Raw genomic sequence first — 18,208 nt, forward strand, 5'->3', positions numbered from 1 at the left:
AGGAATGATCGATCAAGGGCTGTCCCCATGATCAGCCGGGGTCGATGCCACCGCCCAGCAGGTTAAAGATCAAGCTAACCCCGGCTTCGGACTTACTCGTCTAGGTCCCACGGCCGGACGGGCGCGGCGGGCGGCGGATCTCGCCATGTCCGACCGGTTTCCGGACTCCGGAGAGGGTCATGTCCCCCGTGCGAGCTACCCGCAAGTGTCCACCGCACGGGGACGATTGTGGCGGCGGAACTCCATAGGTTTCTTTGTGTCCGCGGCGCTCCAGTCGCGGTCTGCGAAGGAGTCATCATGCGCTTCGTCAAACAGCTTCTGGCCGTCGCCGCCGTCGCCCTCGTCGGCGGGCAGAGCGTCGCCGCCGTCGAGGGCAATTCTCTCCTCACCTTGGTGATCGGCGCTGTGACGGCGGTGCTGGGCGTGGTCGTCTACCGGTGGGTCGTGCGGCGCACCGAGCGCCGTGAGCCGACCGAGCTCGGCCGGGACGGTTGGGGCGGGAAGCTGGGCCGCGGGACGCTCATCGGCTTCGCCATGTTCGCGGCCGTCATCGCCAACATCGCGTTCCTCGGCGGTTACCACGTCGAGGGCTGGGGTTCGCCGACGCGAGCGCTCGGTCTGCTCGGGTTCATGGCGGCCATCGCCGTCACCGAGGAGCTGTTGTTCCGGGGGGTGCTGTTCCGCATCATCGAGGAGCGTACGGGCACCTGGATCGCTCTCGCCCTGACCGGCGTGGTGTTCGGCGCGATCCACCTGGTGAACCCGGACGCCACCCTGTGGGGGGCGACCGCCATCGCCATCGAGGCCGGGTTCATGCTGGCCGCCTGTTACGCCGCCACCCGGAACCTGTGGGTCCCGATCGGCCTGCACTTCGGCTGGAATTTCGCCGCCGGCGGCATCTTCAGCGTCGCGGTCTCGGGCAACGGCGAGTCGAAGGGGCTGCTCGAGGCCTCGACGTCGGGGCCGGTCGCGCTCAGCGGCGGCGCTTTCGGCCCGGAGGGCAGCCTGTACGCGGTGCTGGCCGGCGTGGTGCTGACCGTGGTGTTCCTGTGGCTGGCCAAGCGCCGCGGGCACATCGTCCCGCGCCGCCACCGCGTGGCGCAGGCCTCGGCAACCGCTACAGTCGCCCAGTGATCAAGCTCCGGAGGCTCCCGGATCTGTGGCGGCAGTGGCCGATCACGGTCCGGGATCTCCCGTTCGCCCTGGTCCTCGCCCTCGCGGCGGTGGTCCCGGCTCTGGAGCGGCAGGGTACGCAGCTCGGCGACCTCCCGGACCGCCCGTACGACGCGCTGACCGTCGGTGTCGTCGCCCTGGAGTGCCTGCCGCTGGCCGTACGCCGTCGGTGGCCGGCCGTCTGCCTCGCGCTCGTGTCGCTCGGCTTCGCGATCGACCAGCTCCGCGGCTACCACACCATCGCGGGTACGGGACTTGCCATCGCGCTCATCAGCGCCGGCGCCCACCTGGAGCGGCGCCGCTGGGTCGTCGCGGGTCTCGCCTCGGCGGCGTACGTGCCCCTGGCGATCTCCCTCGACCGGCTCGGATCGGGTGAGGGCGTCGCGGGGTTCACCACCTTCTACCTGGTGCTGGCGCTCGCGTGGGGCATCGGGGCGTGGCTGCGCCAGAACCGGGCCGCCGAGGCGGAACGCCGCCGCCATGTCGAGGAGGCCACCCGTACTGCGGAGCGCACGCGCATCGCCCGGGAGCTGCACGACGTCGTCACCCACCACGTAACGGCGATGGTTGTGCAGGCCGAGGCGGCGCGCTACCTGACGGGCACCCCGGACAAGCTGGACCAAGCCTTGACCGCGATCACCGGCACCGGCCGCCGGGCCATCGGCGACCTGCGGCAACTGCTCGACCTGCTCAACCCGGATCACAGCACAGGCGATCCGCGTACGCCGTCCGTCGGCGACCTGGACGCCCTCGTCGAACAATCCCGGCAGGCCGGGCAGCCGGTCGAGTTCGTCCGGGAGGGCACGTCGGTGGCGGCCACCGGCAGCACCGAGGAGGCGGTGTACCGGGTGGTGCAGGAGGCGCTGACGAACGCGCTGAAGTACGCGCACGGCAGCCGGACCAGGGTTCGCGTCCACCACGGGAAAGGGGAGACGACCGTGGAGATCAGCACCGACGGCCCCGGATCCGGCAGCGCGTCCCCGGGCGGCAGCGGGCGCGGCCTCACCGGGCTCCGCGAGCGGGTCACCGCCCTCGGTGGCGACTTCAGCGCGGGCGCGCAGACCGGCGACGGCTTCCTCGTGCGGGCCCGGATCCCGGCTGGAAACCCGTGGTGACCGCGCCGGTCCGGGTGCTGGTCTGCGACGACCAGGAGCTGATCCGGGCCGGATTCGCGACGATCATCGGCGCCCAGCCCGACATGGAGATCGTCGGCGAGTGCGGCGACGGGCGCGCGGCGGTCGACCTGGCCGTTCGGCTCCGGCCGGACGTGGTGGTGATGGACGTCCGGATGCCGGTGCTCGACGGCATCGAGGCGACCCGCCTGCTGGCCGGTGCCGGGGTCCCCGAGCCGGTGAAGGTCCTCGTGGTGACGACGTTCAACCTCGACGAGTACGTCTACGAGGCACTGCGTGCGGGCGCCAGCGGCTTCCTGCTCAAGGACGCACCACCGGCGCAGCTGCTCCACGGCATCCGCACGGTGGCGACGGGCGCCGCGCTGCTGGCCCCGGAGGTGACCCGGCAGCTGGTGGGCAGGTACGCGGCCCGCATCCGCCCGGCCGAGGGCGACCCGAACGGCGGCGCGCTGACCCCGCGCGAGCTGGAGGTGCTCCGGCTCATCGCGGAGGGCCTGTCCAACAGCGAGATCGCCGCGGCCCTGGTGATCAGCCAGGAGACGGTCAAGACGTACGTGTCCCGCATCCTCACCAAGCTCGACCTGCGCGACCGGGTGCAGGCCGTGGTGTACGCGTACCGCCGGGGCCTGGTGACCTGAGGCGGCCCGCTACTCCTCGCGGTGTTCGTGCATCCAGAGTGTGGGAGCTTGCGAGCGAAGTGTCGGCCAGGCGTTCGGCTCGATATCCAGATCTCCACGTCCTTGGCCCGGTCGCTCATCAGCAGCAGGCGCAGCATGGCGGACGCGTTTGCCACGCCCTGGTAAGCCAGTCGCAGCAGCACGGTGGACATCATGCCGCGGCGATAACCGGCTGGGCGAAAAGCCCTAGCGAGAGTCAAGTACTGTGATCGGGATTGACATCCCGGCCACCCCACGCACCGACTCCGACCCGGGCGGATGAGGCTCTCGTCAGCGTCAGCCCGTCTCTGCTCGGATCGCCGACAGCATGACGTCACGGGCCGGTACGGGTGAGTCCTCGGTGATGCGGGTGAGCCCGGCGAGCCCGACCCCAAGCATGAGGATCCGCCAGGCGGCCGTTCGCGCATGCGCGGCGTCGGAGTCCCCGGCCAAGACCGAGGCGAGGACGTCGGTCAGCCGTATGAGCGTCTCGACATAGCTCCTCGCGACGAGGGGACGCTGCTGCGCGTGTGCGTTCGCCTCGGCCCACCGCGCAAGCGCGTGCCCGTCCCCGTCGGTACTGACGAGGTCGGCGAAGAAGAGCACGAGCGCGTCGTACGCCTCGAGGCCGTCGACCTCGTGCTTGTACTCATCGATCTGCCGCGCGGCATAGAGCCGCCAGGCCTCCCCGGCGAGTTCGTCGGTCGACGCGAAGTGGTGGTGGATCTGGCCCTGCGACCCGCCTAGCTCGTCCGCCACGATTCTGGCCGTTACCGCACTCAGGCCGTCGCGCTCGACCACGGCGGCCGCCGCCTCCACGATCGAGCGGCGCCGCTCTGCACGCGCCAGGTACGCCATTATCCCCTCCCTCGTACGGTTCGCGGAGTGCTCGACACCGAGCGTAGGAACGAGACGGTACGCACCCGCAGCCCCTCCCTGCGCGCCTGAATTATCTCGTCGACCGGTGGGTCGAGCGGCCCGAGAATGGGCGCGCTGTGCACCTTCGTGACGCAGTCAAGGTCGGTGCACACGAGGATGCCGAGCGTGCTCAGCCGCTGGCGCTTGTCCGCAGAGGGGCGCGGCGCGGCGAAGAGGGCGACCTCGTTGAAGCGGCGCATGAAGTGGCACAGCGAGCACATGACCGCTCGCCCGCCGAGCTCAGCCCGGCTCGGACTCTGGCGGAGCATTGCGCCCGACGCCGTGCCGTCGATGTCGGTGACCAGGTAGGCGCGCAATGGCGCTCGGGGATCTCGCCACCCGAGGTAGTCGAGCTTGTCCCACGCGACCTCGTCGAACCAGGCCGGCAGACGCACCTTGCTCTCGACCGTGTCCAGGTTCGCGATCGCACCCCGCACCTCGTCCCGGCTCATGGCCCGCACGATGTCACCTCCTGGCCAAATCTGTACACGGTTACAAATTGTAAGCCGATACAAGTTGACCGTCTAACGATTTTCGGTGCGACCCGCCGCCCGAACTTCCTGCCCGCCCGGTAGGAGCCAACCTCGTCGCCCCTGCGCCCGCCCGCACACCCGATCCGGCTGCACGGCCGGAGACGGCCGGTCGACGCACGCGGGGACTCACCGAGCGGGTCGATACCGCCTCGCCCAGACCCCGCCTCATCAATCGTTGGCGGACACCACCGCCCGCCTCGCGGTCACATCGTTCGGCGTCGCGGTCATCGGCCGGCGAACCGAACCACGATCCGCTCCACCGCTATTCGGCGGGAGATCACGCTGTATCCCCGTCCGTCCGCGGCTTCCCGGTTCACCACCGTGGTGCGCTGGGCATCGCGAGCCCAGCCGGCCAGCCGCCGGCGAAGCCCGGCCTGCGAAAGGGGCAGCGCCGCCGCAGCGCGTAGAGCGCCGCACTGGTCAGCGCTACCGAACGGCCCTCAGTGTCGACGCCGACGCGGCGGTAGTCACCGGGTGGATCCGACTACGAATCAGAAGTTAGGGGCTCGAGTCCCTTCGGGCGCACTTCACGATCAAGGCCGTGACCAGCGGGAACGCAGGTCACGGACTTGCTCGCTTCTACGCCTTGGGACAGATCTTCCCAAAACTTGGAATCTGGTGCTCCGATGGCGCTCCGTTGTCGCTGTGCTGTTTCGGCGGGTCCGTGCCGGCCCGTCCTGACCAGTGCGTTTGCGTGGCCCCGGCTCAACCTGATCTTTCAAGATCTGTAGCGGTGCCTCGCCGCCGCCTCCGTCGTCAGGCCATTTGCTGCCGTCCCTTACGTCGAGTCCTCGCCCGACGCCGGCTGTCGGCCCGGCTACGGCCGAACGCGTCAGCGAGCCCCCACCTACCGGGAATGTCGAGCAATTCGATCCGGCCGATCGCGGCCGGCAGGGCGGGCTGGACGGCGAGGTGGCTTTCGTGCGGGTTGAGGCCGAGCATGGTTCGGAGGAACAGCAGGGTCGCTCCGGCTGACCAGCCTTGTGGGCTACACGCGGTGGGGTATTCGACGGGGTATTTCGTCAGCGTTCGGTCGTAGCCGGCGAAGGCTTCAGGTAACCGCCCGTTGAAGTACCGGGCTGCGTCGATGATAGCTTCGGCGATTTGGCCAGCCTCTTTGCGGAAGCCGTAGCGCCAAAGGCCCCAAGAGATGATCGAGTTATCGAATGGCCAGACGGTGCCGACGTGGTAGCCAACCGGGTTGTACCGCGCAGCGCTATCGGCCAGTGTGCGTACTCCCCATCCGGAAAACATGCTCGGCCCAAGCAGGTGCTTGGCCACCTTCCGGGCTCGGGCCGGTTCGACGATTCCGCTCCACAGCAGGTGACCCATGTTGGACGACATGGCGTCGACTGGTTTGCCGTCGGCGTCAAGGGCGAGCGCGTAGTATTCCCCGTCTTCGATCCAAAAGTCTCGGTTGAAACGCTGTTTCAGGTCGGCGGCCTCTTGTTCCAATCGGTCGGCGTAGGCGGGATCGCTCCAGAAAAGGCGGGCCAGACGAGCGCCGCGCAGCTTCGCGTCGTAGGCGTACCCCTGCAACTCACAGGTGGCGCGGGGCAGTCGGGGCAGTCGGCCGTCGCGGTAGGAGATGGAATCCCAGGAGTCTTTCCAGCACTGGTTTTCCAGGCCGTTCGCGGTGTTCCGCCGCCGGTACGATATGTATCCGTTGCCTAGGAGGTCGCCGTACTCATCGATCCAATGCAGCGCGGCGCGGGCCTCGAACTCCAGCTGTTGTACGAGTTTGGCGTCCCCGGTCCACCGCTCGTACTCGTCGAGTAGGATCACGTACAGCGGGGTGGAGTCCGCGGATCCGTAGTAGGCAGAGTGCGGCTGCTCCTCGAACGCCGCCGATTCACCGTAGCGAAACTCGTGCGCGATCTTTCCGGGTTCCTGATCGCGGAAGTCGTCCAGCTTACTGCCCTGCTGCATGGCGAGGTCGCGGAGCACCGCCGAGGCCAGTTCCGGCACGAACGGCAGTGACTGCAGGCTGATGAAAATGCTGTCGCGACCGAAGATGGTCATGAACCAGGGCAGCCCGGCGGCCGGCAACCGCATGGGGAACGCGAGCGGTGGGTATCGCATCGCGGCCAGGTCGACCAGGCTACGCTCGTACGCCTGCTGAAGGGGCTCGTAGTCGCACACCAACTGTGGCGTCCGGGCGAGAAAGTCATCGAGATCCTGCCGCAGCTGCGGCTTCGCCCGCCCTCGGTGGGCGTCCAGGCTGGCTCGGATGTCAAGGCCTCGCGCGCCTCGGACGATCGGGTAGACATGCAGCTCGGTGCTCCACCTGCCACGCGGTTCGATCCGCAGTTCGAAGGTCATCCCCCTTTCGTCGACCCGTGCCGGCTCCGTGCTCGAAATGATCGTCTCACGCACGAAGGTACCTCGTTCGTAACGGAATCGCAGGTGCCCATCCTCAACACTCGTCGAAGCTCTCCCGGTTTTCCGTCGCACGTCCTTGATCTCAAACAGGTCGGCGAAGTCGGTGGCCATCTCCACCCGCAGCATAATGCGGCGTTCCTCGGTGTCGTGGTTAAGAATCGTCAACTGTTCGGTGAGCTCCCGACCGATCTGTTGCTGCCGAATGATCGAAATCTTCGCGTCTACGTAGTGGGTCGGCGCACCGGGCACGAGAAAGTAGCGTGTCTCGAAATACTGCAGGTCGTCTCGGGAAAGGGCGTTGAGTCGTTCGCCGTCGACGGTCAGTACCCAGGTTGACAGAAAGCGCGTATCGAACGAGAAGAGCCCGGTTGGAAAGACCGGCGAGGGGTGAAGGTCGCCACATTCGTCGCTGACCACGAACGTGTTGCCGTTCAGGATGCTGACGCCTCGCTCGTTCATGATCCCTGTTCTCCGTCACGCGCCAGGGCGCGCGGGTGGTGCGCGCCTGCGGGGCCCGGTAGCAGCCGCTCAAACGATGAGAACAGCGCCAGGTCGCCCTCGACGTTGATCTCGTTGCGCAGCAGGGCCGTATAGAGCTGCGCCTGACCCCGAACCAGCCGGTCGAAGAACGCCTGGTGACCGCGGATCACCAGATCCGGCCGCCGGTCTTGCCGCGACACCCGCGCCGTTCCGTTGCGCAGCGTAACGAACCAGAAATCGGTCCGCGCATCACTTTCGACGTCCAGCCGTATGGTGCCCCGGGACTTCATCGGGACGGCGATCGGCGCGCCTCGGTGTTGGCCTAGCCGATCGAGGAAATCAGCGGTCGAGTCTGTCATCAGAACTTCCCTCCCACTCACCCGTGGGTCGCACTGCGTACAGGATCACTCACGCCACGACGACTGGTGCCCGAAACAGGTGAAGTTGCTGCCCTCGATGTCAGGCCAGAAGTGATCATCTACGCCACCAGATCTCGCGCTAGTGCCTCGTCTTTGAACGTTGATCGTGTAATCCGTCGGTTCTGAGGATCCGTCAGGCAGGCTGTCTCCCAGTGCTTGATGGGAGGTGGTGTCGGGTGGGTCGACGCCCGGAAGTGTTTGTCCGGCAGGTGTCGATGGCCGAGGGCCAGCGGTGGCAGCGGACTACCCGGACCGCGAAGGACGCGGTGAAGCTGCGTCGGGCGATCGTGGTGCTGATGTCCGCGCAGGGGCAGCCGGCCCCGGACTTCGCTCGCCTGCTCAAGACCAGCGAGACTATGTGCGTGACGTGATCCACGCGTTCAACGAGCGGGGGTTCGACGCGCTGGACCCAAAATGGAGCGGGGGCGCACCGAGACGGATTGCTGAGCAGACCCGCGACTGGATCTGCGTCATCGCCCGGTGCGACCCCCGCTTCCTCGGCAAACGTTCTCCTGCTGGTCGCTTGCCAAGCTGCGCGACTACCTCATCGACGCCGGTTATGTCACGACGATCAGCGTCGAGACCCTCCGACGGATCCTGCACGAACGCGGGGTGTCCTGGCAGGCCACCAAGACCTGGAAGACCAGCACCGACCCGACTTCACCACGAAGATGCGCCGGATACTGAACCTCTACGATCACCCGCCCGCGCACGGGCGGGTGATCTGCGTCGACGAGTTCGGGCCGCTGAACCTGCAACCCCGCCCCGGCCGGGCCTGGCGATCCCAGGGACAGCCGGCACGGCTGCGGGCTACCTACACCCGCGGCCAAGGCGTCCGACACATAATCGCCGTCCCCGACCTCGCCACCGGGCGCTTGCACTACCGCATCCGCGACCGCAAACGCTGGCGCGAGTTCCTGGCCTTCCTCAAGACCCTGCGCCGCCGATGGCCCGACCAGCGCCTCTACCTGATCCTGGACAACTTCTCCCCACAAACACCCCGAGGTCCGCGCCTGGTGCGCCGCGCATCAGGTCGAGCTGGTGTTCCTGCCGACCTACGCGTCCTGGCTGAACCGGATCGAGGCCGAGTTCGCCGCCGTGCGCTACTTCGTCCTCAACGGCACCGACCACCGCAGCCACGCCGAGCAAAACGCTGCCATCGGCGACTACATCCGCTGGCGCAACCAGCGAGCCCGACCGAAATCCGCATTCGCCGCCGGCTCCAAGATCCGCCACCCGGATTACCCGTTCAAGGCTGCCCGGACCGGTGCCCCCGACATCGCGGCCCCCTGGCCTACAACTGCGGCCCTGCTGCGCCGAGCGGTACGAGGCCCGGACGAACCCCACGATGGCCCTACCGGTTTTCGAGCAGGTCAGCCTCGGCGGCGAGGGCGAGGGGACGCTGCGCCGCTTCGGCATGGTGGTCGCCTTGTTCTTCGGGACGAAGCGACGCCAGTTCCGGGCGGCAGCGCGGGCAATTACTTAAAACCCCTAACCTTCTGATCCGCAGGGCCGGGAGTTGTATCTGCCCCGCGGCTGGTGCGACGACACCGCCCGCCGCGAGAAGGCAAGCGTCGGTGTGGTCACCAGCTTGGTCGATGGCGTTCTGGGCTCGTCACCAGGCGGTCCAGCCTGATCGCTACGTCGTTTCCGTCGAGACGTAGCCGACGGTCACGCGGGAAGCCCTGAGTCGTGGCGGCCTGGGGGCCGAGTTCGAGGAACACCTCATGGACATGAGGGTCCATGCGCCCGGACCGCCCGCGATTCGTTCCGGCACCGTTGATCACCTCGCCCACCCAGCCGTCGTAGCGCAACCGGATCACGTGATGTGGACTCCGGCGCCGAGTGGCCGTTCGGAAATCCCTCGGTATTCAGCGTTGCTTAGGGCAAGCCGCGAAGCCTCCAGAGGCGAGGAACCCCGACAAGGGTCCGGCCGGAATCGCGGAGGGTAAAGCAGCTGGCCGAGAGTCAGCGCTGGGCAGCGAGGCGGGTAAGGGTCCGGGCGGCGGGTTCTTCACGGGCTTGGCGGTAGCCGGTGCCCGCCCACAGGTGGATCAGGTCGGCGTCGTGCGCTGCGGTGGCTGCCTTGCGCAGCGGGCTGGTCAGGTGGTGGAGGGCGGGGTAGCCGAGCGGCGCGAGCGGTTCGTAGGTGTCGGTGAAGCGGTTGCGCAGGGCGCGGGCCGGGCGGCCGGTGAAGGCGCGGGTAACCGTGGTGTCGGTGAACGCTGGGTCGGCCAGGGCGGTTTTGTGGGGTGCGGACGCGCCGCTTTCGTGGGTGCGCAGGAGGACGGTGCCGACCATGGCGGCGTAGGCGCCAGCGCGTAGGGCGGAGGTGGTGTCGGCCGGGGTGGCGATGCCTCCTGCGGCGATCACGGGCAGCGGGACGGTGTGCCGTACGTCGCTGATCAGGTCGGACAGTTCGATGGAGGTGAGTGGCCGGTCGGGGACGAGGGTGGCGGAGTGGCCGCCGGCGGCCGGGGCCTGGACGATCAGCAGGTCTGCGCCGGTCTCTGCGGCGGCCAGGGCTTCGCTGGGCGTGGTGACGGTCTGGGCGACAAGGCTGCCCGCGTCCTGGAGTGCCCGGACAGTGTCCGGGCGGGAGAGCCCGAAGGTAAAGGACACGAGCGGTACGGGGGCTTTGAGGAGCAGGTTGAGCTTGTCGGCCCAGGCGTCGTCGTCCTCGGTCAGGGTCTCGGTGGGGAGGGTGAGGCCGTAGCGGTCGGCTTCCGGCTGAAGTGCGTGGGCGTAGGCGCGGAAGGCGTCCTGGGTGACGGGGACAGGGTTGGGGGCGAAGAGGTTGACGCCGAATACCGCGCCGCTGGCCCGGACTTGGGCGATCTGGGCGGCGAGGTCGGCGGTGGTCTTGTAGCCGCCGGCGAGGAAGCCGAGTCCTCCGGCCTGGGCTGCGGCCTGGACGAGGGCGGGGGTGCTGGGCCCGCCGGCCATCGGGGCGGCCCACACGGGCAGGTCGGTGCCGAGGATGGTCAGGTCTCCGGGCATGGCGTGATTCTCCAGGTTCAGGGGGTGAGGTGGTTGGGGAACCGTATGCAGCAGGCGGCCGCGGCGCAGGCGGCGGCGAGCACCAGGGCGGCGCCGAGCAGGAGCGCAGAGTGGTAGCCGTGCCGCAGCAGCGGTGCGGCCAGCAGGGGGCCGAGGATCTGGCCTGTAGCCGGTGGTGAGCAGGGCGATGGCTCGCGGGATGCGCAGATGGGTGCCGATGGCGAGGGACATGGTGCTCACACCCATGAAGGTGGCGCCGAACAGGACGGCGGCGGCGAGCGCGGGCACGCTGCCGGCGGACAGGGCGGGCAGGGCGATGCCGACAGCCTGGAGGGACAGGGAAATCGTCAGCAGGGCCGGGCGGGACATGCGCCGGGCCAGGCGCATCCGCAGGGCGCAAGAGGGCAGCGCGGCCAGGCCGACCACGATCCAGGCGCCGCTGCCGATCCAGCCGGGTGCACCCTGTTGGAGGGCGGCGACCAGGAAGGTCCCGGCGATGATGTAGCCGATGCCCTCCAGGAGGTAGCTGGTCAACAGGGCGGTGAACCAGCGCCGGGCCCTGCGCAACCCGAACGTCATCCACCCCGGCTGGACCCTCGACCTGCCCGCCGACGTGGCCGGATCGACGGGACAGCAGATCCCTTGGCGGCGCCAACGGGGTGTCTCTATCCGTTTCGTCAAAGCGGTGACTGATGCCGCTGGTCGCCTGGTAGGGAATCTGTCGCGGGGCATGGCGATCAGGGACGGGCGGCAGCCGGCGAGGCAGATGAGGGCGGCGTTGCGACGTTCGCCTCGATTCGCTACCGCCTGTATTTGCGTGGCGAGGCAGTTTCGGCAATCACGTTGTCGAGGCGGCCGCCCGCGTCATCATCACCGCATAGCCTCCGGGCGGGGAGCGTGCGTGACGGTACGGGCGAGGGGGATGGGCGTGCAGAAAGCGGCGGTCGCGTCGGTGGTCACCGGCGCCACGGTCCCGGTGTTGGCCGACGTGGTGTGGGACAACGCCCGGGAGGCCCCGGAGGCGGTCCAGTTCGTGCGCCCGGATCCAGATCCCCGGTCCTGGCCGGCGCGCCGCTCGGGGCGAGGCGGGGCGCTGCCGGTGACATGCCAGCAGTTCCGCGACGACGTGCACGTGCTCGCGCGGGGCTTCATCGCCGCCGGGATCGGTCATGGCGACCGGGTGGGGTTGATGAGCCGCACCCGTTACGAGTGGACCCTCGCCGACTACGCGCTCTGGTCGATCGGTGCGGTGACGGTTCCGGTGTACGACACCTCCAGCACGGAGCAGTTGAAATGGATCCTGTCCGATTCGGGCGCGGTGGGGTGTGTCGTGGAGACCGCCGAACACGCGGCGATGCTCACCGGCCTACGCGACTACCTGCCGGCGTTGCGCCAGGCGTGGCGGATTGACGCAGGTGACCTGATCGCACTGGCGGGGCAGGGTCGCACCATCGACGACGCCCAGGTCGACGCTCGACGGCGGGCCGTGACAGGCGGTGATGTCGCGACGATCGTGTACACCAGTGGCACCACCGGGCGGCCGAAGGGCTGCGTGTTGACGCATCGCAACATCTACTGCGACATCAGCACCGCCAGCGCGGTGCTGCCGGAGGTGTTGCATCCGGGTGCGTCGACGGTGTTGTTTCTGCCGCTGGCCCACGCGTTCGCTCGGCTGATCCAGGTCGGTATGGTGCAGAACCGCGCGACGATGGTGCACAGTGCCGACATCACCGGGGTGCTCGACCAGCTGGGCCGGTTCCGGCCGACGTTCATCTTGGCAGTGCCACGGGTGTTCGAGAAGATGTACAACCGGGCCCGGCAGAAGGCAGACGAGGCGCACCGGGGATGGCTGTTCAGCCTCGCCGACCAGGTCGCGGTGCGTTACAGCCGCGCCACTGACAGCCCGGGGGGCCCGGGAGCACTGCTACGGCTGGCACACCTGTTGTTCGACGCCCTCGCATACCGGAAACTGCGCGCCGCCCTCGGCGGACGGTGTCGGATGGCGATCGTCGGCGGCGCGCCTCTAGGAGAGCACCTGGGGCACTTCTTCCGCGGGGCCGGCGTCACGGTGCTGGAAGGGTACGGACTGACCGAAACCTCACCTGCGTTGACGGCGAACCTGCCCTCGGCGATGCGGATCGGCACCGTTGGCCGCCCCCTACCTGGGGTGCAGATCCGCATCGCCGACGACCGGGAGGTCCTCGTGCACGGCGAGGTCGTATTCCCCGGGTACTGGAACAACCCCGATGGCACCCGAGCGGCCTTCACCGACGGGTGGTTGCGCACCGGCGACCTCGGCACCCTTGACGACGACGGCTTCCTACGCATCACCGGCCGCAAGAAGGAAATCATCGTGACCGCAGCGGGCAAGAACCTCGCCCCCGCACCCATCGAGGAGAAGATCCGCGCGCATCCCCTGATCAGCCAGTGCATGCTCGTCGGTGACGGCCGCCCCTACGTGGCCGCGCTGGTCACTATCGACCCGCAGGCATGGCCGCATTGGCGGGCGGCGCACGGGCAGCCCGACGTGTCTGTCGCCCAGCTGCGTAACAGTCCAGAGCTGCGTAATGAGATCCAGACCGCGATCGACCGGGCCAACCAGGCAGTGTCCAGGGCAGAACAGGTCAAGACTTTCCGCATCCTGCCCCGGGACTTCACCGAAACCCACGGGGAACTCACCCCCACGCTGAAGATCAAGCGCGAGGCGGTCGAAGCCCACTACGCCGCCGACATCGACGCCCTCTACCGCGGCCACTGACTTCACACCTCTTGGAGAAGGGCTTGGCAAACGCGCTGGACACCACTGCACACCCAATTCGCGACCACGTACACGGCCTCCTCGGCGGCTGCGGCCGCCGCGCCGATCCCGCCTCCCCGCACCCGACCACGGAAACCACCGTCGTACCGGAAACCATCGCATCGCACAGTGACGCGGCCACCACCTCGGCCGCCCGCTGACCCGCGGGCCTCCCTGACGGGCCGCCCGGCTGCCCAACCGCCCGCATCGACACACGGCAGGATCCAGATGGCGACCATCCAGCACGTCCAGCTACGCCCTGCCCGGCTACGCGAACTGCTCGACCCGATCATCCGGCAGGAGCTGGACATGCTCGACATTCGGCCAGCCACCAGGTCCTGGAGATCGGCCCTGGCCATTGGCGGGATCACCGCCTGCCTGGCCCGCCTCGTCGGCCCGTTCGGCATGGTCAGCACGGTCGACAAGGACACGAGTCACCGTCGCGTCGGCCCCACCGGAAGGGCACCGCGCAGCGTGATCCGGTGCATGACGCGGCGCTGGTTGTCGTAGTCCCGGTTGGCGTAGTGCGCGGTGCTCCGGTTGTCCCACATGGCCACGTCACCCTGCTGCCAGCGGTGCCGCACGATGTGCTCGGGCTTCGTCAGATGGGCGTAAAGCAGGTCCAGGATTGCCCGGCTTTCGTGCTCGGAGACGCCCACGATGTGTGAGGTGAAGCCGGGATTGACGAAGAGGCTGCGATCGCCGAGTCAGCACACATGTGACGGCGCTCATCCCCATAGGTTAGGAGGGTTAATGTGGTCGCCATTTCGACCACCGGCCGCCGAAGATGACCCCGCAATGCGCCACCCGCGATGGCGAGGTTGGGTCGCCCGCAAACCGGCGTGCACCGGGTCGGGCGGGTCATTCGCATCGACGACGGACGTTCGGCGGTGCTCGCTCTCGTGGCCCGGCGGCACCCGGCAGCCGGCAGCCGAAGAGTCCAAATCTGCCGGATCCGCGACGCGCCCAACTTCGATCAGCGACATGCTGTGCACGGTCGACCACATTCGGTAGAGTGCGGGCATTGATCATCGGCGATTGCTGGGGTGCCGGGATGACTCGACGGGGCGGGCGGTGGACACGAGTCACGCTGCGCCTCGGTCTCCTGCTCGGCGGGGTCGTCGCGGCGTGGGGCGCCCAGGAGGCCGCCACCACCGCAGCCGCCTACGCCGCCGACCGTCCGCCGGCCGCGCCGGTGAACGCCGCGGTCGACCTCCTCACCGGCGCCCTCCGCCCGATCTTCGACACGACGACACCGCCGGCACCGGACGGCCCCACCGACGAGACGACCCCCGGCACCCCGCCGAGCACAGCCGACCCCCACCCGGCACCGCGCCGTCCGCCCGCCCGGCCCGCGACCCGGCCAGCGAACCAGATCACCCCACCGCCGGCCCACCGCGTCCAGGTCGGCGCGCCGAAGCCCGCCGCCAACGGCACCCGCCGCCCGGCCACCCGGCCCCGCGGCAGGGAGGCGCTGACACCGGTGGGTGACGTTCTCCGTCCGGTCACGGAGCCGCTCCGGGCCGGGGTGCTCACCCCGGCGAGCGAGGCGCTACGACCAGTCACCGACCCGGTGCAGGCCGACACCTTCAGCCCGGCGACTGAGGCACTCGCCCCGATCCTCTCCCCCGTCTGGCGAGAGCTGGAACCGGTGCTCGAGCCGCTGGACCCCGTGCTCGAAACCCTCGACCCGGTGACGGATCTCCTGGACCCGCCCACCAGCCCGCCAGCCACGCCACCACCCGCGCCGGCGCTACCGGTGCCGCCGCTACCGGTGCCGCCGCTACCGGTGCCGCCGCTACCGGTGCCGCCGCTACCCTCGCCGCCACAGACCGGCCCGGCCTGCTGCACCGGGCCCGGCACCGGACCGGTCGGCGAACCGACCTGGCCCACCTCGGCACCCGCCCCCACGAGCGCCTCGTCGCACTGGCATTCGACGACAGAACTGTCGTCCCCACTGCGCCTCGCCCGATCGGACGGGCCGCACCCGCCCCGGCCCGACGCCCATTCCACGCCAACCATGCCCGCCCCCGGCACCAGCGGCGTCGGCGCGTCCGGCGCCGCCCACGGCCACCTCGGCGACGCCCCCACTTCGGCATGGACGCCGCCCAGCCTGACCGGGTACCGCTGCCACCCGGCCGGCAGCGACGCCATCTCGTCCCACTCGCCCCGCCCGGGCACCCGGCCCGCCTGACCGGCGGGCCGATTCATGCCGTCCGCGCGGCATGGCGGCCTCCGCGTACCCGTATGCCTGACAGCCCTTGGCGGCCCGCGGCGGGCCCGCGCCGACGCCGGCATCCTCCCCGCCATACCCATCAGCACGGTGACCAGGAGTTACACATGAAAATGACCATGCCCGTCGTCCGGGCCCGGTGGTGCGACATCGATCTGATCGCCGATCTCGTCACCGACGCCCTCTCCCCCACCGCCCTCGGCGCCTGGCTCGTTCCCGACGAGCGACGCCGACCGGCCGTGCTCGCCGCAGTGGCCCGAATGTGGACCGAACACGCACTGCTCTTCGGCGAGGCCTTCCTGCTCCCAGACGGCACGGCCGCCACCATCTGGTTCCACCGCTACCGACCCATCCCGCCCCCAGTCCGGTACGCCGACCGGCTCGCCGACGCGTGCGGCGAGCACCAGGACAGGTTCCTCCAACTCGACCAGGCCCTCGCCGTCCGGCGTCCGGTCGAGGCGCACAACCACCTGGCGCTGCTCGCCGCACCCGACCCGGCGGACCCAGGTCGCGCCGCGGCGGTCCTCGCCGGAGCGCAGCGCTGGATGGACAGGCTCAGCCTGCCCACGTACGCCGAGGTCTTCACCGAAGCCGACCGCGACCTGTTCCAACGGCACGGCTACACCCACCGGGACACCTTCCGCGTCGGCGGCCACACCACCACACACGCAATGTGGCTGTCATCGCCGTTCCGGACCGGCCGGTCCAGCCGCAACACCCGCTCGCAGGTACAGCGTCCGCTCGTCCCACCCCGCAGCAACCCATCACCCCGGTGGGCGCTGCGCTGATCCACGGACCTGACCGGGCCCGCCACCGCGCCGCCCGGCCAGCGGGCCACAGCACACGCATCAGGGGTTACCGGGGCATACTAGAAAATCAGCCGGCCGTGCGCACCAAGGACCGTCGTCGTGGTCACCGGAGCGTCGGGCGGTATCGGCCGGGCCGCTGCGAAGGCCTTTGCGGCCCAGGGCGCGTCGTGGTTTTCGTCTTTTTCAACGCACGATGCAGAGCGTCGGCATTATATGTTGATATGCGAACAATGCCAGCTCTGGTAGTGCTCATGATCGCAGCTCTCGTGTGCGGCTGCGACGCGCCGGAGAGGGAGACGACAAGCGGGCCGCCCAACTCCTCCCCCGCCACCAGCCCCAGCCCCCGAACCACACTCACCGTGGTGGCAGCCGGTGACCTGCTCGTACACCCCGCGCTCACCGAGCAGGCAGCCGCCGACGCACGCCGAGCAGGACGTGACGGGCACGACTTCACCCAGGTGCTCGCCGCGGTCCGCGCCCGCGTGAGCGCCGCCGACCTGGCCATCTGTCACATGGAGACGCCCCTGGCCGAGCCCACCGGTCCGTTCACCGGCTGGCCGAACTTCAGCGTGCCCCCCGCACTCGCCGACGCCGCCGCCTGGGCAGGCTTCGACACCTGTTCCACCGCCTCCAACCACTCTCTGGACACCGGGGTCGAGGGCATCGCCCGTACTCTCGACAACCTCGACCGGGTGGGCCTGCGGCACACCGGCACGGCCCGCACCGAGGCGGAGCACCAACGCCCGAACGTCATAGACGTGGACGGCGTGAAGATCGGACAACTGTCGTACACCTTGAGCTTTAACGACATCCCACTGCCACCGGAACGACCATGGGCGGCCAACCTAATCGACGCGGACGCCATCCTCGCCGAAGCACGGCGGGCCCGCGTTGCCGGCGCACAGATCGTCATCCTGTCGATGCACTGGGGCACGGAGTACCAGAACCAACCAAACGCCGATCAGGTCGACCTCGCGAGCCGGCTGCTGTCCTCGCCCGACATCGACCTGATCGTCGGCCACCATACGCACGTGGTGCAGCCCTTCGAGAAGATCGGCGCGAAGTGGGTCGCCTACGGCATGGGCAACCTGACGACCCGGTTCGGCGACGGCTCGGCGGAGAACACCCAGGACGCGGTGGTGCCGGAGTTCACCTTCACCCGCACCCCGTCCGGTCAATGGGAGGTCACCGGCGTGACCGTGCTGCCAACCTGGATGGAGTACCGACCGAGGGCTCGCGTCGTCGACCTGACCGCCGCCATGAGTGACCCACTGGTGCCCGCCCTTCAACGAAAGCGTTACGCCGCGATCGCACGGCGGATCAACGGATACGTCGACCTGCAGGGTGCCTCCTCCGCCGGGCTACGGATGCCGCACCAATAGAGAGCTGGCCGGCCGCGGTCAGTCAGCACCTTGCGAAACTGCGTCTCGCCGGGCTGGTGCGCGGTTGGCGCGAGGGGACCTTCGTCTACTACTCCGCCGCCGACGTCCACGTGCAGCGCCTGCTCACCGAGGCGCTCTTTTACGCCGACCACCACGACGGCGGCACCGCCGAGAGCACTCCCGCCCGGTCTACGGGCGAGACAAGCGACGCTCAGGTCCAGCACTGACCGTACGACGGCACCAGCCGTACGCCGACGTGGTCCTCGCCTCCGCGGGCCTTGCAAGCGTCCGCT

General features: G+C 69.1%; 15 protein-coding genes and 2 pseudogenes. 11 read left to right on the forward strand and 6 right to left on the reverse strand.

Features of this window, described 5'->3' with window-relative positions; all coding sequences use genetic code 11:
• The first annotated feature begins 297 nt into the window (after positions 1 to 297).
• Genes ACLQ22_RS31155 through ACLQ22_RS31165 form a run of 3 tightly spaced genes read left to right on the forward strand, consistent with a single transcriptional unit; the run spans position 298 to position 2,944 of the window.
• Entirely contained in the window at positions 298 to 1,134 is an 837-nt protein-coding gene (locus ACLQ22_RS31155; RefSeq protein ID WP_425695459.1) for a CPBP family intramembrane glutamic endopeptidase, read from the forward strand.
• Positions 1,131 to 2,288, forward strand: coding sequence for a sensor histidine kinase (locus ACLQ22_RS31160; RefSeq protein WP_425695460.1), 1,158 nt, complete (start codon positions 1,131 to 1,133; stop codon positions 2,286 to 2,288). The genes ACLQ22_RS31155 and ACLQ22_RS31160 overlap by 4 nt, the downstream gene beginning before the upstream one ends.
• Positions 2,285 to 2,944 carry a response regulator gene (locus tag ACLQ22_RS31165; RefSeq protein WP_425695461.1) on the forward strand — a complete coding sequence of 220 codons (660 nt, stop codon included), beginning with the start codon at positions 2,285 to 2,287 and terminating at the stop codon, positions 2,942 to 2,944. Before ACLQ22_RS31160 ends, ACLQ22_RS31165 begins: the two co-directional genes overlap by 4 nt.
• Positions 2,945 to 3,259: 315 nt before the next feature.
• Here ACLQ22_RS31165 and ACLQ22_RS31170 read toward each other — a convergent pair whose 3' ends face one another.
• The 4 genes from ACLQ22_RS31170 to ACLQ22_RS31185 all read right to left on the reverse strand — a co-directional run bounded on the left by ACLQ22_RS31170 (position 3,260) and on the right by ACLQ22_RS31185 (position 7,634).
• Complete coding sequence (locus ACLQ22_RS31170) at positions 3,260 to 3,820, reverse strand: TetR family transcriptional regulator (RefSeq protein ID WP_425695462.1); 561 nt, start codon at positions 3,818 to 3,820, stop codon at positions 3,260 to 3,262.
• Positions 3,820 to 4,332, reverse strand: coding sequence for an FBP domain-containing protein (locus ACLQ22_RS31175; protein WP_425695463.1), 513 nt, complete (start codon positions 4,330 to 4,332; stop codon positions 3,820 to 3,822). Before ACLQ22_RS31175 ends, ACLQ22_RS31170 begins: the two co-directional genes overlap by 1 nt.
• Positions 4,333 to 5,169: 837 nt before the next feature.
• Complete coding sequence (locus tag ACLQ22_RS31180) at positions 5,170 to 7,254, reverse strand: glycogen debranching N-terminal domain-containing protein (RefSeq protein WP_425695464.1); 2,085 nt, start codon at positions 7,252 to 7,254, stop codon at positions 5,170 to 5,172.
• Positions 7,251 to 7,634, reverse strand: coding sequence for an SCP2 sterol-binding domain-containing protein (locus tag ACLQ22_RS31185; protein WP_425695465.1), 384 nt, complete (start codon positions 7,632 to 7,634; stop codon positions 7,251 to 7,253). Before ACLQ22_RS31185 ends, ACLQ22_RS31180 begins: the two co-directional genes overlap by 4 nt.
• Positions 7,635 to 7,870: 236 nt before the next feature.
• Between ACLQ22_RS31185 and ACLQ22_RS31190 the strand changes: the two genes are divergently transcribed.
• Positions 7,871 to 8,065, forward strand: coding sequence for a hypothetical protein (locus ACLQ22_RS31190; protein WP_425695466.1), 195 nt, complete (start codon positions 7,871 to 7,873; stop codon positions 8,063 to 8,065).
• A gap of 300 nt (positions 8,066 to 8,365) precedes the next feature.
• Positions 8,366 to 9,197: pseudogene (locus tag ACLQ22_RS31195) on the forward strand (IS630 family transposase).
• A 465-nt stretch (positions 9,198 to 9,662) separates the two neighbouring features.
• Here ACLQ22_RS31195 and ACLQ22_RS31200 read toward each other — a convergent pair.
• Positions 9,663 to 11,273, reverse strand: a complete 1,611-nt coding sequence (locus ACLQ22_RS31200) for a YbfB/YjiJ family MFS transporter (RefSeq protein ID WP_425695467.1) — start codon at positions 11,271 to 11,273, stop codon at positions 9,663 to 9,665.
• A 343-nt stretch (positions 11,274 to 11,616) separates the two neighbouring features.
• On the opposite strand from ACLQ22_RS31200, the gene ACLQ22_RS31205 reads away from it, so the two are divergent.
• Entirely contained in the window at positions 11,617 to 13,452 is a 1,836-nt protein-coding gene (locus ACLQ22_RS31205) for an AMP-dependent synthetase/ligase (RefSeq protein WP_425695468.1), read from the forward strand.
• Between the two features lie 473 nt (positions 13,453 to 13,925).
• Here ACLQ22_RS31205 and ACLQ22_RS31210 read toward each other — a convergent pair.
• Positions 13,926 to 14,183: pseudogene (locus ACLQ22_RS31210) on the reverse strand (TauD/TfdA dioxygenase family protein); the annotation flags it as partial.
• A gap of 362 nt (positions 14,184 to 14,545) precedes the next feature.
• On the opposite strand from ACLQ22_RS31210, the gene ACLQ22_RS31215 reads away from it, so the two are divergent.
• The 5 genes from ACLQ22_RS31215 to ACLQ22_RS31235 all read left to right on the forward strand — a co-directional run bounded on the left by ACLQ22_RS31215 (position 14,546) and on the right by ACLQ22_RS31235 (position 18,142).
• Positions 14,546 to 15,685: a hypothetical protein gene (locus tag ACLQ22_RS31215; protein ID WP_425695469.1), complete on the forward strand. Its 1,140-nt coding sequence runs from the start codon at positions 14,546 to 14,548 to the stop codon at positions 15,683 to 15,685.
• A 146-nt stretch (positions 15,686 to 15,831) separates the two neighbouring features.
• Positions 15,832 to 16,512: a hypothetical protein gene (locus ACLQ22_RS31220; RefSeq protein ID WP_425695470.1), complete on the forward strand. Its 681-nt coding sequence runs from the start codon at positions 15,832 to 15,834 to the stop codon at positions 16,510 to 16,512.
• 120 nt (positions 16,513 to 16,632) lie between these two features.
• The gene (locus ACLQ22_RS31225; RefSeq protein WP_425695471.1) at positions 16,633 to 16,779 is read left to right on the forward strand and encodes a hypothetical protein; all 147 of its coding nucleotides are present in this window, start codon (positions 16,633 to 16,635) and stop codon (positions 16,777 to 16,779) included.
• A gap of 116 nt (positions 16,780 to 16,895) precedes the next feature.
• A complete protein-coding gene (locus ACLQ22_RS31230; RefSeq protein WP_425695472.1) occupies positions 16,896 to 17,915 on the forward strand; it encodes a CapA family protein in 1,020 nt (339 codons plus the stop codon).
• A 56-nt stretch (positions 17,916 to 17,971) separates the two neighbouring features.
• The gene (locus tag ACLQ22_RS31235) at positions 17,972 to 18,142 is read left to right on the forward strand and encodes a hypothetical protein (RefSeq protein WP_425695473.1); all 171 of its coding nucleotides are present in this window, start codon (positions 17,972 to 17,974) and stop codon (positions 18,140 to 18,142) included.
• Positions 18,143 to 18,208 lie beyond the last annotated feature (66 nt).

Source organism: Micromonospora sp. DT178 (genome assembly GCF_049841695.1).
Taxonomy (GTDB): domain Bacteria; phylum Actinomycetota; class Actinomycetes; order Mycobacteriales; family Micromonosporaceae; genus Micromonospora.

What these genes read in the sequence shown, in the direction of transcription:
- ACLQ22_RS31155 (WP_425695459.1), top strand. Translation starts at nt 298, where the DNA reads ATGCGCTTCGTCAAACAGCTTCTGGCCGTCGCCGCCGTCGCCCTCGTC.
- ACLQ22_RS31170 (WP_425695462.1), bottom strand. Translation starts at nt 3,820, where the DNA reads ATGGCGTACCTGGCGCGTGCAGAGCGGCGCCGCTCGATCGTGGAGGCG.
- ACLQ22_RS31175 (WP_425695463.1), bottom strand. Translation starts at nt 4,332, where the DNA reads ATGAGCCGGGACGAGGTGCGGGGTGCGATCGCGAACCTGGACACGGTC.
- ACLQ22_RS31180 (WP_425695464.1), bottom strand. Translation starts at nt 7,254, where the DNA reads ATGAACGAGCGAGGCGTCAGCATCCTGAACGGCAACACGTTCGTGGTC.
- ACLQ22_RS31185 (WP_425695465.1), bottom strand. Translation starts at nt 7,634, where the DNA reads ATGACAGACTCGACCGCTGATTTCCTCGATCGGCTAGGCCAACACCGA.
- ACLQ22_RS31200 (WP_425695467.1), bottom strand. Translation starts at nt 11,273, where the DNA reads ATGACGTTCGGGTTGCGCAGGGCCCGGCGCTGGTTCACCGCCCTGTTG.
- ACLQ22_RS31205 (WP_425695468.1), top strand. Translation starts at nt 11,617, where the DNA reads ATGGGCGTGCAGAAAGCGGCGGTCGCGTCGGTGGTCACCGGCGCCACG.
- ACLQ22_RS31215 (WP_425695469.1), top strand. Translation starts at nt 14,546, where the DNA reads ATGACTCGACGGGGCGGGCGGTGGACACGAGTCACGCTGCGCCTCGGT.
- ACLQ22_RS31220 (WP_425695470.1), top strand. Translation starts at nt 15,832, where the DNA reads ATGAAAATGACCATGCCCGTCGTCCGGGCCCGGTGGTGCGACATCGAT.